Here is a 15,673-nt window from a genome sequence, read left to right as displayed (position 1 = left end):
ACAAGCTTGAAAGGGGGTGAGAAAATGGAAATGCTAGATGCAGAAACACAAAGAATTATTGATGAAATGTACAAAGCATATGGAAAAGAAAGGCTCAATGCAGACGAAATTTTAAATTGGCTTGATGCAAATGGGTACGACTTTTATTTTGATTAAATGGTGGTTTGCAGCATAAATTACAACATTATATCAAGCGGTAGCAAGGGTAATGATGTATTGGTTGATTGCGACGTCGCTTAAAGGTAATAGAAAGTACTAAAGGTACCAAAACATTAATTATAAAAATAAAATTTTGGTACCTGACAAAATATTGATATATAAAGGTTCTTATAAACAAAGTACTAAAAGTACTAAAAGTACTATGAAAAATAATATATAACGAATAGGCAATTTTTATCCTTTATAAAAATTTGTATTATGTATTCGTAAAAAAGTGGTACTTTTGGTACTTTCGTACTCAACAGGAAAAAGACTTGATATATGTAGGTTTCGGCATTGTACCTAGAAAGAAATCTTAGTACCTTTTTGGTACCCATTGTACCTTTTTTTATAATAAGCAATGCATGAAAAAGAGTAATAAACAATTGAATGCCTTTCGAACCTCTAAATCTTTGTTAGGGGTCTTTTTTATTGCATACCAAATTTTATATTTTGCATAATAATGACAAAAAATATGCAAAATAAGATAAATAAAAATGAAAAGAAATGCGGTGAAAACATTGAAAAAAGATGCAGAGATTCAAGCGCTGATTGATAAAGGACGGAAAGCATATTATCGCCAATATCGGCAGAAACCTGAAAACAAGGCAAAAGCTCAGAAATACCAGGATAACTTTTTTCTTAAAGTGGGTTTGGAACAATTGAATATCAAAGGAGATAAAGCAAATCCATGAGCGAACATGTTTACAAGATTGTTGGCGCTCCATCTAAGAAAATCACAGCATTGAGAACAAAATATAATTTTAAAGAAATGAAAAGGGCTAGGTGGAAACCGTGAAAATAAATAATTTAAATGTGATAGAAAGAGTTCAAGGGATTGTGAGACCTCCAGAAGAGAACCTAATCGGATTTTATCTAAGTAATCAAGATGTCCAAGCGTTAAATGGCTTAGTCAGTCGTTGGAACTTGTACGGGAAAGCAGATCCTTATGCTGAAACCATACGGAAGGCAATCGATGAAAGGCATAGCCTAAAAGAAGTGACACTGTCAAAGACAGGACGGCATAGTAATCAAGGCACGGTCTGGCTTGAAAAGAGTGTACGGAAAGCTTTGATAAAAGAAGCCATTAAAGAGGGAATCGATCCAGCTGATTATATTCGTGGAATCATTTATAGTCTTAACCAAAAGTTATTACATGAAGAGATGGAAGAACGTGAACGCGTAAATCAACTCATGCATGATAACAGGAAGATACCAGTGAAACTAATACTGGATAAGGAATTACGTGAGAAGTTATTAAAGCGTTTTGATAAAGAGCTGATGAACGAAGAGCTGCGAGAAAAGGTGAAGAGAAGACCTGCACGTATGAACGGGACTACGGTGGAAGATAGAATGCTGCAAGAAGTACTGAACAATCATTTGCTGAAGTACTTGAACAAATGATTTGTTAAAGATATCCCCCCCTATTTTTAATATGATCTTGCCTTATGGGAAGACCGGCGCCAAGGGAGGCTTTTCTAAATACGTAGCATTATTCAAATAAAGTTGGAGGTGACATTATGTGCAAGATTGAAAACCAGACCAAAGCAAATATGCAGCGACTGGGAATCTACAGACCTGAATTTGACCAGACCATTCAAATTTATTCAGGCTTAATCGAGCAATATAATAGCCTCTTAAGTGAACTTAAAAAGTCCCAATTTAAAGTGGTTGAACCAACAACACGGAACAATGACAGCATGAAAAAAAGTCCTCTTATAGGTGTCCTAGAAACCCTGCGTAAAGATATTTTGACTTATTCAAATTGCTTGGGGTTAACTCCTATGGGACTAAGAAAAATTAATGACGATATGAAAAATGAACAAAAAAAATTAAGCAAATTGGAAGAGGCACTAATTAATCTTAATTGAAGGAGGTGTAGAAATGGTGTCTTATCAAGTTCATCGTTCAGCCGAATATCAGGACTTTCGGGAATCACGGTTAAAGGTCTTTGAAAAAAAGAAAGGTATCCTGCAAAAGCGGCTGCAAAGATTAAAAGCCCAGACTTAAAAGCTGGCGTTTTATTTTCAAGTGCTTTTTGATTTTTAATTGCTAATAAATCCTCCAATCTTTTAAGCAGCTACTATAATTGTTAGCTGCTCTTTTTATTGAAAAAGGACTTATTGATTATCGTCATATTTGGGCCAAAAGGTGACGTAGCCAAGAGAGGGGCAAACATGAGATAGCAAAGGTTTGCTGGATGAATCCACCATATGGAAAAGAGATAGGGAAATGGGTTAAAAAAGCCTTTGAAGAAGCGTCAAAAGGGGCTACAGTCGTTTGTTTGCTACCAGCTAGGACGGATACTAAATGGTGGCATGAATATTGTATGAAGGGCGAAATTAGGCTTGTAAAAGGGCGTTTAAAATTTGGAGATAGCAACAATTCAGCACCTTTTCCAAGTGCGGTTATTATATTCGGAGAACAAGCCCAAATTAATACACTAAAAGCAATGTAGAATAGAGTTGATTTTTAACCAAAATAAAAGACGACAATTGTCGTTCCTTTGGCATACCCTTTAACTAATACCGTAGGTTATCAAAAAACCTGGTCTAAATTGGATGGTTTTGCAACCAATACCGTGGATGATAATTCATAATGAGAAAAAAATATAATCTAAGGAAAAAATGAATTTACTTCATAGCGGAAAGGAGTGCTCCTAATGAAAAACATCCTCAATAAGATATTTACCAAATTAATTTGTGGATTATTAATAATTACTTTACTTGGTGCATGTGGACAGGTTCAAGATAATCCAAAAGTCAGTGATAATAAAATACAAGAATCCAAATCGAAGCCAGGTTCTACAAATAATTCTCTTAACACATTGGCAGAAGACAGTAATAATAATCAGCAGAATAACAATTCCAACCCATTCGAAATTTTAAATAACAGCATTGCTACGCTTGAAAAGTCTTTGGCGGATTTGTCGGTAAAGGTGGACAACAACGCTAAGGTGATCGCTCAGAACACAGCTAACATTGCTGATAACAAGACAGAGGTAGATACATTAAAGCAAGAAAATGCTACGCTGAAACAAGCAAATGTTTCAATAGAAAATCGCCTAACAGCGATTGAGAACAGTATTCATGTTGAAATGGGAATCGCTAAATTAAATAATCAATTGATAGCAGAAAACAGATGTGAAAGAGTGGAAAAAGTTTCAATGCTTCGATGGCAAGGAATGCCTCGAATCGAAGTTTTATTTGATAAAAATAATTGTATCATCCAAAAAGGTTTTTCTGATGAATTTTATAACATTGTATTGGCTGAATTTAATAATGGCAATGAGTATGAAGGACATACTATTAGTAAAGTAATAGCATCTACTACAACAGTATCAGATCCACAAGATATAAAAGAAGGGTATGAATATCACACACTCTGGGTAACAATTTATCCATAATAAACTAAAATATATTAAAGTAGCCCTCGGGTTGCTTTTTTTTTGTCAATTTTTATCGCTGCATTAAATTTGTACACATACCGATACTAACGGGTAGCGTTAGTTGAATATGAAAACCAAAGACCGCTGAAAAGTTGGTCTTTTTAATTTAAATACATATAGAACGTTAGTTCGTATATAATGGTATCAAAGGGGATGGTTCATAATGACAATACGTGACCGTGGTAAAATGAAATGGCAGGCGGCTTCTTTTATACCGCTAGCATTCGAAATGACCAGCGAAATGTTCAAGGATCAAGCTCGGACTGCAAAACCAATATTAGACGAACACCAGACGGAAGAGTTTGACCTACGTATAGCTTACGCAATGGAATACAGCCATGCAGTAAAGCTGACGATATGGAATAATGGATTTACTCATGAAATGACTGGGCGTGTTCATTACGTCGATCCGATAACGCATGAGTTGCGGATTGAGGTGAAGCCTGGTGAATTTGAACGAGTGGCATTCGATAGTGTAGTCGGAGTGAAGGTTTTGAATTAAGCAACTATGGAAAAAGTAGTTGCTTTTTTTTAATTTGAAATAAACATGGACATCTTCATAGTTATAATTTGACTTTTTTGATATAGTAAAAATGGACTGGTATTGTCGTTGACGGTATAAATCCATGCCTCCTTTATAAAAACAGTTTCTCTTTTATAAAATGTGCAACGAAAACAAAATGCAATAGTTTGAGGAATGGCAGAAAACAACATTTTGGTTTTAAAATTAGAAATAAGCAGAGAGGATACATAGAATTTATGAATAAGCAACAGCTCGCCACGAAAATATGGGAATCCGCTAATAAAATGCGTTCAAAGATCGAGGCCAACGAATATAAAGATTACATTTTAGGCTTCATTTTTTACAAGTACCTTTCGGACTATGAGGTAAAGAAACTAAAAGAAGAGGGCTCTACCCAGGAAGACATTGAGGCTCTTGTTGAAGACGATACAGAAACCGTAGAGTATGTTCGTGAAAAGGTCGGGTACTTTATTGCCTACAAGGACTTATTCTCGACTTGGCTCAAAATGGGCAAAGATTTTGATGTGTCTAATGTTACGGATGCCTTGTCAGCGTTCGACCGTTTGATTAACCCACCTGATAAGAAGGTATATGAGGGTATATTTAATACCCTGCAGACCGGTTTAAGTAAACTTGGTGATAGTTCCGCATCCAGAACAAAAGCTATCAGCGATCTGATCCATCTGATTAAAGATATTCCTATGGATGGCAGGCAGGACTACGATGTTATTGGCTTCATATATGAATATCTGATTAGCATGTTCGCTGCTAATGCTGGAAAAAAGGCAGGAGAGTTTTACACGCCACATGAAGTATCTCTTCTTATGTCCGAAATTGTTGCAGACCATTTGAAGGACAGAACGGAAATCGAAATTTATGACCCGACGAGCGGTTCAGGCTCCCTTTTGATAAACATCGGTCGATCAGTTGCAAAGCATATTGATAATGAAAACAACATTAAATACTATGCGCAGGAGCTGAAGCAGAATACATACAACCTTACTCGTATGAATTTAGTTATGCGTGGCATCATTCCGGCTAATATCATAACCCGCAACGGTGACACTTTGGAAGATGATTGGCCGTACTTTGATGAAACTAACCCTGTTGAAACATACAATCCGCTTTATGTGGATGCAGTTGTTTCCAATCCTCCCTACTCACAGCATTGGGAGCCGGGTAATAAAGAAACAGACCCTCGCTACGCACGTTTTGGGCTCGCTCCGAAATCAAAAGCCGATTATGCTTTCCTGCTTCACGACTTGTTCCATATTAAGCCGGATGGCATCATGACGATAGTTCTCCCGCATGGGGTTTTATTCCGTGGCGGTGAAGAGGGTGAAATTCGGAAAAATCTGATTGAGGGCAATAACATTGATGCAATCATCGGACTTCCTGCTAATATTTTTTTTGGAACCGGTATTCAAACAATAATTATGGTTTTGAAGCAAAAGCGTGAGAATACCGATGTTTTGATTGTTGATGCATCCAAGGGTTTTATTAAAGTTGGCAAGAACAATAAGCTCAGAGCATCTGATATTAAAAAGATAGTTGATGCCGTAACTGCCAGAGCTAATATTGACAAATTCTCAAGGAAAGTGTGTCGAGAAGAAATTCGCCGAAATGAATACAACTTGAATATTCCGAGATATGTTGATTCCTCTGAAGGCGCAGAAAAATGGGACCTGTATGCTTCTATGTTCGGTGGCATTCCCATGAGTGAAATTGCTGAACTTAGTGAGTACTGGAGTGCTTTTCCAGAATTAAAAGAGGCACTTTTTACAAAAGGCGTGGGTCCATATGCTGAGTTGGCAGTCAGCAATATTGAACAGACTGTCGATGAGCATCCCGCCGTAAAAGCTTTTATTTCTAATTTCATGAGAGCTTTCGGAGACTTTGATAGTTTCTTGAAAAGCGAGCTGATAACGAATATGGCAACCCTCAATATTTCAAAAGAAGAGGTCGTTTTGAGTGCTGACATTTTTGCCCGCCTTGCTTCCATTCCGCTTATTAACAGATATGAAGCATATCAATTGCTTGATGATGAGTGGGCAAAAACATCTGTTGACTTAGAAATAATTCAAACAGAAGGTTTCAACGCTGTTAAAAAAGTTGATCCCAACATGGTAATCAAGAAGAAGGACGGCAAAGAGGAAGAGGTACAAGATGGTTGGATCGGTCATATTATTCCGTTTGAACTTGTGCAGCGTACGCTTCTTTTGGATGAATATGAAGCACTTAAGCAAAAAGAGGGCCGCCTTGCTGAAATCTCCTCTGAATATGATGAATTACTTGACTCTCTTTCCGAAGAAGAAAAGGATTCAAGCTTGACAAACGATTCTAGCGATGCGTTTGTCGCAAAAGCAGTCGGTGAAAAACTCAAAGAGATCTATGCTGATGTGGACACCCAGGAAATTAAGGCACTGAACGCTTATGCTGCACTTTCTAAGAAAGCCGAAAAACTTGCTTATATCAGTGCACATGACGATATAGTATGGTCCAATATGGACGCAAACAAGGATGGTACATATAGTAAAAAAGCAGTAAATTCCTATTTAGCAGAGCTTCAATCCGCCTTTGAATTCCCAGAAGATTCTTTTGAAGCAAAAATTGTAAAAGTAAGCAAGCTGATGGCCGAGGAAAAGGAAGTAAAAGCACAGGTAAAAGCAGATGTCGCTGCATTGCATATGAAAACTAAGGAAACCATCGAATCGCTTTCTGACGAACAGGCGCTTGAACTACTTGAGCAAAAATGGATTTTCCCGCTTACGGAGAGTATTAAGCAGCTTCCCAAAGCAGTAATTCAAGTTCTAGTAGACAAAATCAAAACCCTTTCTGAAAAATACGCTGTCACCTACTCTGCGGTCGAATCGGAGATAAAGGAATCGGAGTCTATTCTCTCGGCGCTCATTGATGAACTCGTTGGTAACGAGCATGATATGAAAGGTCTCAGCGAGTTCCAGGCGCTGTTAAAGGGTAAATGATATGGCTGAAATAGATAAAAAACCAGAGATTCGCTTCACTGGATTTACCGATGCTTGGGAACAGCGGAAGTTGGGGGATATTCTAAAAACACATCAATTTAGTCCGTACTTAGCAGAACCAAGTGATTATGGGAATTATGAAGTTATTCAGCAGGGAGATAAGTCTGTTGTTGGATATGCCAATGGAATACCATTTGAAAACTATCCAGATGTAGTTTTGTTTGGAGATCATACACTGTCATTGTATAAACCAAGAGAACCATTCTTTGTAGCCACCGATGGCGTGAAAATTTTGAGTGCTGATGGTTTAGAAGGTAATTTTCTATTTACGCTTTTAGAAAGATACAAACCTGAATCGCAAGGGTACAAACGCCATTTCACAATCCTCAAAAATGAGCGTGGTTGGATAACAGAAAATAAAGAAGAACAAGCAAAAATCGGCTCATTTTTCAAGGGTCTTGACCATCTCATCACCCTTCATCAGCGTAAGTATGACAAGCTGGTAATCGTCAAAAAATCATTGCTCGAAAAAATGTTCCCGAAGGATGGAGCCAATGTTCCAGAAATTCGCTTCGCTGGATTTACTGATGATTGGGAACAGTTTATGGTTAGTGATGTATTAACAGAACAGTCACGCCCGATTGAAATGGATGACAAGGAAACATATCAGCTTATTACTGTGAAAAGGCGTAATGGCGGAATTGTGTCCCGTGGTTTCTATAAAGGAAAAGACATATTGGTCAAAAACTATTATGAGGTTCATGAAGGTGACTATGTAATTTCAAAACGGCAAATCATTCATGGAGCGAATGGAATAGTGCCGAAAAGCCTTGATAAATCTATCGTTTCAAACGAGTACTTAGTCTGTTCCGGAAACGAACATATTACTTCAGAGTTCTGGGGATTGATGTCTAAACTACCGGAAATGTACCGGCTTTTTTTCTTAAGCTCCTATGGAGTTGATATTGAAAAGATGGTGTTTGATGTCGAGGATTGGAAGAAACGAATGATCACAATCCCCTCAATCCCGGAACAGAACAAAATTACAGAGTATTTTGCTACACTCGACAATCTTATCAGCCTTCATCAGCATAATTTAGAAAAGTTGAAAAATATCAAGAAATCAATGCTCGAAAAAATATTTGTGTAGGAGGTGTGAACGCGAAATGGTCTTTGACAAAGAATTAGATTTTGAAGAGTCCTTAATTGAGGTACTCTCTCATAAAGGCTGGGAACCTGAGGTCCTGAAATATCCCACTGAAGAATATTTGCTAAAAAACTGGGCGGATATTCTCTTTGAAAACAACAGAGGTATCGACCGTTTGAATGATTACCCTCTGACAAGCGGAGAGATGCAACAGATTATGGAGCAGATCACCACACTGCGGACGCCTTTAAAACTAAACGGCTTTATCAACGGTAGAACTGTTGCCATTACCCGTGATAACCCCGATGACACTCTGCACTTCGGGAAAGAGGTCAGCCTCAAGATTTATGACCGACGTGAAATCGCTGCGGGACAAAGCCGCTATCAAATTGCACAGCAGCCAAAATTTAAGAGCAAGTCCAAAATATTAAATGACCGTCGCGGTGATTTGCTGCTCTTGATCAACGGTATGCCGGTTATTCACATCGAGCTGAAGCGCAGTGGCGTTTCGGTCAGCCAGGCATATAACCAGATAGAAAAATACTCCGATGAAGGGATTTTCACAGGCATATTTGCGCTGATTCAGATATTTGTTGCTATGGAACCGGCAGAAACAGTTTATTTCGCCAATCCTGGAATGGACGGAAAGTTCAATAAGGATTTTTATTTTCATTGGGCAGATTTTAATAACGAGCCTATCAATGACTGGAAAGATATTGCTTCTTCATTGCTTTCCATTCCGATGGCACACCAGCTTATCGGCTTTTACACCGTCGCCGATGATACCGATGGTGTACTGAAAGTCATGCGCAGCTATCAATACTACGCAGCAAACGCCATTTCTGACCGTGTTTCCAAAACCAACTGGGATGGTCGCGACAGGCTTGGCGGATATGTTTGGCATACCACAGGCTCCGGCAAGACGATGACAAGCTTCAAGTCGGCGCAGCTGATTGCAAACTCCAAAGATGCAGATAAGGTTATCTTCCTGATGGACAGAATTGAACTTGGTACGCAGTCCTTGAAAGAGTATCAAGGTTTTGCAGATGAAAATGAGTCCGTTCAGGCAACGGAAAACACCATTACTTTAATTTCAAAACTAAAAAGCGAAGACCCGGCAAATACGCTTATAGTCACCTCTATCCAGAAGATGAGCAATATCAGAGACGAAGAGGGCGGCTTAAATGCTCATGATATTGAGATGATGAGTTCTAAGAGAATCGTCTTTATTGTCGATGAAGCGCATCGCTCTACATTCGGAGAAATGCTAACGGATATAAAGTGCTCTTTCCCGTCTGCCGTTTTCTTTGGATTTACAGGAACGCCGATTCAGGATGAAAACCAAAAGAAAATGAACACCACCTCAACCATCTTCGGTGACGAGCTGCATAGATACAGCATTGCCGATGGTATTAGTGATAAGAATGTCCTTGGATTTGACCCTTACAAAGTGTTGACCTACAGAGATAGAGATGTTCGGCAGGCTGTTGCTAGGGAGCAGGCAAAAGCGGCTACCGTTGAAGAAGCCCTTGCTGATCCAAAAAAGAGTGCAATCTTTTATAAATACATGGATTCTTCTCAAGTAAAAATGGCGGGCTATATCGGTGATGACGGAAAGTATGTCAAAGGAATAGAGGACTATTTGTCGACATCCCAATATCATACAGAAGAACATGAGAACATGGTTGTTAAGGACATTGCTGACAACTGGGTGACATTAAGTCATAATAGCAAGTTCCACGCAATCTTTGCTACAAGTAGCATACCAGAGGCAATCATTTATTATAGGTTGATAAAAAAAGCCATGCCAACATTAAAGGTTACTTGCCTATTTGACCCAAGCATCGACAATAACGGCGGAGTTGCCTTTAAGGAGAACGGTCTAGTTGAAATAATCGAGGATTACAACGCTAGATATGAGCAGAAATTTAGTCTGAAGAGCTACGATAAGCTGAAAAAAGACATCGCTGCACGGCTTGCTCACAAAGAGCAATATAAATTGATTGAAAGAACGCCGGAAAAGCAGCTCGATCTTCTGATTGTAGTCGACCAGATGCTGACAGGCTTCGACTCCAAGTGGATTAACACGCTTTATATGGATAAGAAGCTTCGGTATGAAAATATCATCCAAGCATTCTCCCGTACAAATCGTCTGTTTGGCCCAGAAAAGCCTTTTGGAACCATACGATACTACAGATATCCGCATACGATGGAACAAAACATAGAAAAAGCTGTGAAGCTCTATTCTGGGGATAAGCCTATTGGATTATTTGTAGAAAAGCTTGAGTACAATCTAAACAAGCTGAATGCAATTTTTGATGACATCAGCGAGCTGTTCACCCGTTCCGGGATTCTGAACTTTGAAAAGCTGCCGGATGACCGTTCGGAGCGTGGGAAATTTGCATCACTCTTCAAATCATTCAACGACTATCTGGAAGCTGCAAAAATTCAAGGCTTTACATGGAATCAGTCAACGTACCCGTTCAGCCATGGCAGTGGAAAGCCAAAGACTAAAGTCGATATGAAACTAGATGAAAACACCTATTTGGTTTTGGCGATGCGTTATAAAGAGCTGTTTGGCGGCAGCGGCGGTGGTGGTGGTGGTGACGATGTTCCGTTCGAGATTGATGGTTACCTAACGGAGATTGATACCGGGAAAATCGACTCGGACTATATGAACTCGCGATTTGAAAAGTTTCTGAAAATCCTTACACAAGATGATGTAGATGAAGCTGAAATGAGGAAGACGCTTGATGATTTGCATAAGTCATTCGCCACGTTGACGCAGGAAGAACAAAAGTATGCAAACATATTCCTTCACGAAGTAGCAAGCGGAAATGCCAGGATGGAAAACGGTAAAACTTTCAGGGATTATATCACTGAATATCAGTTCAAGGCAAAGAATGACCAAATCCAAAGTATTTCACGAATCTTGGGAGTTGATGAAATGAAACTCCGCAATTTTTTGGCTGCAAATGTAAATAAGGCAAATATCAATGAGTTTGGTCGCTTTGATGATTTGAAGGCTTCCGTAGACAAAGTCAAGGCAAAGGAATACTTTGAAAAATTGGAAAACGTAAAAATACCACCATTTAAGATCAACATAAGAGTACACAATTTGCTTCAGGAGTTCATTCTTAAAGGTGGGTATGATATCGAAGAGTAGAAGAATGAAAGGTCCCTTCAAAGGTAAATCTTGTAGTTAAAATGGTGTTAATTAGTGAGAAAATTACCGGTGGGCAACTTAAGTTGTTGACAAATGCAATTGTTGAACAAGCCAAAGAACAGTATAAGGACTGGGTCAAGGAACCTAGCTTATGGATAAAGGATATTTTGGAGATAAAAACCCACAGCGCAAACTGTGGGTTCTCAAGCTTTAACCCGTTCCTAAATGTTTTTAAGGTCCAATTACCATGCCAAAAACGTGCAAAGTTCGTGCAAAGTTTAGTTTATAATAACAGTTTGAAATAATTTCCAAAACGCTTTATATCAATAGTTGAAGGGGCTTTTTTGGATGTTGTTTAATGCTGTTTTAAGTGCTTTTAATCAAGTTCGAGATGGAAGGGTCTATTGGTTAACCTTGTTGTATCAAGGGTTTTCGGCTTCGGAACTACGGTTTGCCCGATTTTTAAAATTGAACATACCGTTCGTACTGACTCAAAGCGTCATCCTCGATCTTCTTGGTGACGTGAAGATATGTATCAGCGGTTACTTTAACACTTGCGTGTCCGAGTCTCTCGGACACGTATTTTATATTTGCGCCCGATTCCAAAAGATGAACAGCATGGGTGTGACGTAAGGCATGAGGTGAGAGGACAGGAACTCTCCTGCGCGCTTACATACTTCTTTGAAATACTCCCGTACCATGTTTATACGTAACCATCTGCCGTCTTGTTGATGGAAAACAATATTCTCTTTTGTAGCCTTGTAGTTCTCGTACATAAGGCAAACTTCTTTTTGATTGACTTTAGTGTCTTTAGGAATTTTAATTCTTTGGAGGTGTATAAATTGGTCTATGCCATAAGTGATGACCATAATATGAACATTGATGGATGTAACTTAAGTTGAAAGAATATTTGGATAAAACTTTCTTTAATGGTATAATAAGCAGGTGATGTTGTAGTGTAAGAAGGAGGGTAGGGTTTGAAAAAAATATTTTTGTCTGTAATAACCTTAGTGATTGCATTTTTAGTTATTTATAATTTTGAGTGGCTTATTGGCGGTTATTCATACAAGAAAGAAGAAATGAAAAGTCAAATAGAAGCCTATCTTATAAATGAAAAGAAGTACAAAAAAAGTGATATTACAGAAATTAGAGTTGATTATCTAAGGAAGTTCGATGCGTATTTTGCTAGAGTCATTTTTAGTGACGAGAAAGACAAAACATATGGCTATAGCATAATTGATGGAGAGGTCATGCAAACAGGTATTGCAGCTTCTAAGTATAAAAAAGATGATTTAAGTGATGAAACAAAACATAAGGAACCAAAACATAAGGAACCATAAAAAAGTTACCTGTCAGATGGCAGGTAACTTTTTGTACTCTTTTTTAGAAATTGCCTTGGGTAAGTACAGTGGTCACATCTGAACTGTCTTCAAGATCGTAAGGAGCAGCGATTTCTAGTTCAATTGGAGATGTACCCCCTGGTCCAGGTACATATGTCTTAGATGTATTCAATCTAACACCAGCACCAAAATAGTATGCATTCCATACAATTTTTGAACAATATGTTTTTTGCTTATAATTGTATAAATCAGAGATGGCATATTCTACATCGTCATATTTATTTACATACCACTCTGCCCAATCAGCTGCCTTATTTCGAATCTTGGTTCGATTATATCGAACTACTTTCGTCCCATATTTTTTACCTACATTATCTCTAAAAAATCTCCTGATTGAAGTTTTTTCAGGATTATACCCTATCCCTCGTATTTCAACAATATTTTCTGTATCTACAACAATGGCAGCATGACCAGTAAGTCCTTTTGAAATGGTATTGTTTGTTATAAGAATATCCCCTGGCTTAATCTCAACTCTTGAATTCGGATAAGTTGCTTCGACTGGAACATCCTCTGGTTTATTGATTTTCTGTCTTTCTATTTCAGAAGCTGACACACCTAAAGCCTCAGTAAATATTAGTGAGACTGACATCAACGACATAAGTAATCTTTTTTAAACATATTTAAGCCTCCGAATTATTTGTTATTCCTTCTCCTCGCTTATAAACAAAATCTTGGTTAAGAGTCATTCAATATCTTCTATCTGTCTTCAAAGAATAGCTGAATCACGGCTTTATTTTGTTATACAAGGTTTTCCATACAGCTTATTCACATGAAAGACAACTACTTTTTCGAAAAAAAATATTTTTTTCATTTAAACGTAAAGGCGTGGTAAACTTGAATGGAGCATCATTAATATGCTCTGGTTATTGGGGTGTTCCTAAGCTTTCGTAGGGCATTTGGGAACATCCCGATTTTATTACCTGTTTAAAATCTTTCTTTCGACATCTACCACTGCAATCGCCCCATGCTAATATCAGTCAACTCCTTTCTTTGAAGATTCTTTCTTTGCTATCCTCCTTACTTCTGGTATCCACAAAAGATAAAACTAATGAAATTTTCTAAAAAATATATGGATTACCAGTTATTTACTTAATTATATATCAGTATAAACAAATTTTCCCAAAAAAAAAGAGAGGTTATCCTCTCTTCTACCATCCTTCACCTACACTTTTTGAAGAAACTGCCGTATCAAATTCTTTAGCCTCAAAATTCGTTTCTGTAATGCCGTACAAGGAGAGAATCGCTAGTAAGAAAATTATTCCTCGCTTCATGGAAACCACCATCTCTTTCTGTCATAACTTCGACAAATTTTTCTTTTTGCTCAGATGTCGCAAGATAATCATATTCATAATACTTCAAAATAATGCTACGGACTCTCTCTACATTTTTAAACATGATAGCTAGCTCCAGAGCCTCAAAGATGTATTCAAACCCTTTGTTGCTATCCTCAATTATAAAATAATATGAGGCTAATGCTTGATAAAGTTTTAACTTATGTCTTTTTGTAGGAATGCTTGTTTGACAAGCAATTTTTTGGATTTGTATTTCAAAAGTACTAATCAGTTTTTGAATACTTTCAATATCTTTCTTCTGTAAATATGTTTCAATAGCAACTGGCAATAACATAAATATTTCAACATCAGTAGCTAAACTAGCAAAGCTGTCAATATATTCGACATGGCCCATTTCTATTGAAAATAATAATTCATTTAATTTCGAAATTTGCTGATATCCTTCATACTTAGCATATTCTTTAGTTATAAGTAATGCCTTATCATAATCTTTCATTTCTCGATAACTAAAGGATTCATATAGTAAGGCTTCAGCTATGAAATTGCTATCGTTTAACGTGATAGCTAATTCCTTTAATTCTGCGGCATACTTTAATAGTTCTCCCCATTTTTCTACAGCATTATAAAAGGTTAATATTTTATAATACGCTTCTAGTTTATATTCTTTTGGAAGTAGAGGAAGGTATTCTAAAAGTTGGTGTAGCGATTTATAACCAGAGACAGTAAGGTCTACATCTCTAGCTATTACAAATCGTTTAAAATAACAAATGGCTACTCGTTCGTTACGTGTTGTACTTTTCTTGATCACAATATCGTACAAGGGCAAACTGTAGTTTCTTTGATCGGAGGAAAATATGAATTCTGCCATCTTAAAAGTATTTTCAAGAAGTCTTTTTCTATCAGTGTCCTCATTGATTAATGCCATGATCTTTTTTGTAAGATCATATCGTTCAGCTTTGATACAACTTATGAAAAATTCTGCTGTTTTAATAGGGGACATTTTTCCCGATTCATTAAAGCAATCCCCTAAAAATTCCTCATAAAAAGTATCTTCTAGTAAGTCTAAAGCTTTCGTAATAGCCACTAATTGAGAAAGTGTTATTTTTTGTCTATTGTTAAGTATTTGACTGATGGTGACTGATTCAATTTCCGTTGCTAAAACAAGGTCTTTTTGTTTCCAGCCTTTACGATCAAGTGCTTCTTGTAAACGTTGACGTAATTCTATCTGCGCACCTTCATAATTGTAATCTAAGACGTGCATTAAACCTATCACCCTTTTTAATATTGGAAAAATAAGTAAAATATTCCATTACATCTTACTTTAATTAGATAATATTGTAAATAAAAATAAAAGTATAAGAGTAATATTTTTAAAAATATTAAGTTCCATTTTTTCTTAACAAGCATCTCTGCAACCATTTTCTTATTTTCATGAAATTTTTCAACCAAACTTCATAGTAACTCCCTTTTTATTTTGGTTTAGCGAGGCAAAGATAATGCGAAAGCCCTCTGACG

The 15,673-nt window shown here is 37.3% G+C and carries 15 protein-coding genes; 12 read left to right on the top strand and 3 right to left on the bottom strand.

The annotated features are described in order from the left end of the window. Positions 1-24: 24 nt before the first annotated feature. From BRLA_RS25075 to BRLA_RS19980, 11 genes are all read left to right on the top strand, one after another. Complete coding sequence (locus BRLA_RS25075) at positions 25-156, top strand: hypothetical protein (RefSeq protein WP_003334576.1); 132 nt, start codon at positions 25-27, stop codon at positions 154-156. 539 nt (positions 157-695) lie between these two features. Beyond that, positions 696-893 (top strand): hypothetical protein, encoded by a 198-nt coding sequence (locus BRLA_RS20020; protein WP_003334577.1) that lies wholly within the window; start codon positions 696-698, stop codon positions 891-893. 100 nt (positions 894-993) lie between these two features. Then, positions 994-1,602: a hypothetical protein gene (locus tag BRLA_RS20015; protein WP_041752409.1), complete on the top strand. Its 609-nt coding sequence runs from the start codon at positions 994-996 to the stop codon at positions 1,600-1,602. 116 nt (positions 1,603-1,718) lie between these two features. Further along, entirely contained in the window at positions 1,719-2,069 is a 351-nt protein-coding gene (locus tag BRLA_RS20010; protein ID WP_003334579.1) for a P27 family phage terminase small subunit, read from the top strand. A 13-nt stretch (positions 2,070-2,082) separates the two neighbouring features. Beyond that, a complete protein-coding gene (locus BRLA_RS25070; protein WP_003334580.1) occupies positions 2,083-2,208 on the top strand; it encodes a hypothetical protein in 126 nt (41 codons plus the stop codon). 172 nt (positions 2,209-2,380) lie between these two features. Further along, the gene (locus BRLA_RS20005; RefSeq protein ID WP_272898002.1) at positions 2,381-2,656 is read left to right on the top strand and encodes a DNA N-6-adenine-methyltransferase; all 276 of its coding nucleotides are present in this window, start codon (positions 2,381-2,383) and stop codon (positions 2,654-2,656) included. A gap of 204 nt (positions 2,657-2,860) precedes the next feature. Next, the gene (locus BRLA_RS20000; protein WP_003334582.1) at positions 2,861-3,604 is read left to right on the top strand and encodes a hypothetical protein; all 744 of its coding nucleotides are present in this window, start codon (positions 2,861-2,863) and stop codon (positions 3,602-3,604) included. A 205-nt stretch (positions 3,605-3,809) separates the two neighbouring features. Next, positions 3,810-4,148: a YolD-like family protein gene (locus BRLA_RS19995; protein WP_003334583.1), complete on the top strand. Its 339-nt coding sequence runs from the start codon at positions 3,810-3,812 to the stop codon at positions 4,146-4,148. Positions 4,149-4,405: 257 nt separating this feature from the next. Beyond that, a complete protein-coding gene (locus BRLA_RS19990) occupies positions 4,406-7,153 on the top strand; it encodes a type I restriction-modification system subunit M (RefSeq protein WP_003334584.1) in 2,748 nt (915 codons plus the stop codon). Between the two features lies 1 nt (position 7,154). Then, a complete protein-coding gene (locus BRLA_RS19985) occupies positions 7,155-8,303 on the top strand; it encodes a restriction endonuclease subunit S (RefSeq protein ID WP_003334586.1) in 1,149 nt (382 codons plus the stop codon). Between the two features lie 16 nt (positions 8,304-8,319). Beyond that, positions 8,320-11,466: a type I restriction endonuclease subunit R gene (locus BRLA_RS19980; RefSeq protein WP_003334587.1), complete on the top strand. Its 3,147-nt coding sequence runs from the start codon at positions 8,320-8,322 to the stop codon at positions 11,464-11,466. A gap of 462 nt (positions 11,467-11,928) precedes the next feature. Here BRLA_RS19980 and BRLA_RS24410 read toward each other — a convergent pair whose 3' ends face one another. Next, positions 11,929-12,072, bottom strand: coding sequence for a hypothetical protein (locus BRLA_RS24410; protein WP_164496766.1), 144 nt, complete (start codon positions 12,070-12,072; stop codon positions 11,929-11,931). A 371-nt stretch (positions 12,073-12,443) separates the two neighbouring features. Here BRLA_RS24410 and BRLA_RS19965 point away from each other — a divergent pair, with 371 nt between their 5' ends. Beyond that, entirely contained in the window at positions 12,444-12,806 is a 363-nt protein-coding gene (locus BRLA_RS19965; RefSeq protein ID WP_003334589.1) for a DUF3139 domain-containing protein, read from the top strand. A gap of 43 nt (positions 12,807-12,849) precedes the next feature. Here BRLA_RS19965 and BRLA_RS19960 read toward each other — a convergent pair whose 3' ends face one another. Next, the gene (locus BRLA_RS19960; protein WP_236867720.1) at positions 12,850-13,419 is read right to left on the bottom strand and encodes a YiiX/YebB-like N1pC/P60 family cysteine hydrolase; all 570 of its coding nucleotides are present in this window, start codon (positions 13,417-13,419) and stop codon (positions 12,850-12,852) included. Positions 13,420-14,069: 650 nt separating this feature from the next. Further along, complete coding sequence (locus BRLA_RS19955) at positions 14,070-15,419, bottom strand: helix-turn-helix domain-containing protein (protein WP_003334591.1); 1,350 nt, start codon at positions 15,417-15,419, stop codon at positions 14,070-14,072. Positions 15,420-15,673 lie beyond the last annotated feature (254 nt).

Source organism: Brevibacillus laterosporus LMG 15441 (genome assembly GCF_000219535.2).
GTDB lineage: Bacteria > Bacillota > Bacilli > Brevibacillales > Brevibacillaceae > Brevibacillus_B > Brevibacillus_B halotolerans.
Note: the sequence above shows the minus strand (reverse complement) of the source record. Positions and strands in the feature narration are given on the sequence as shown.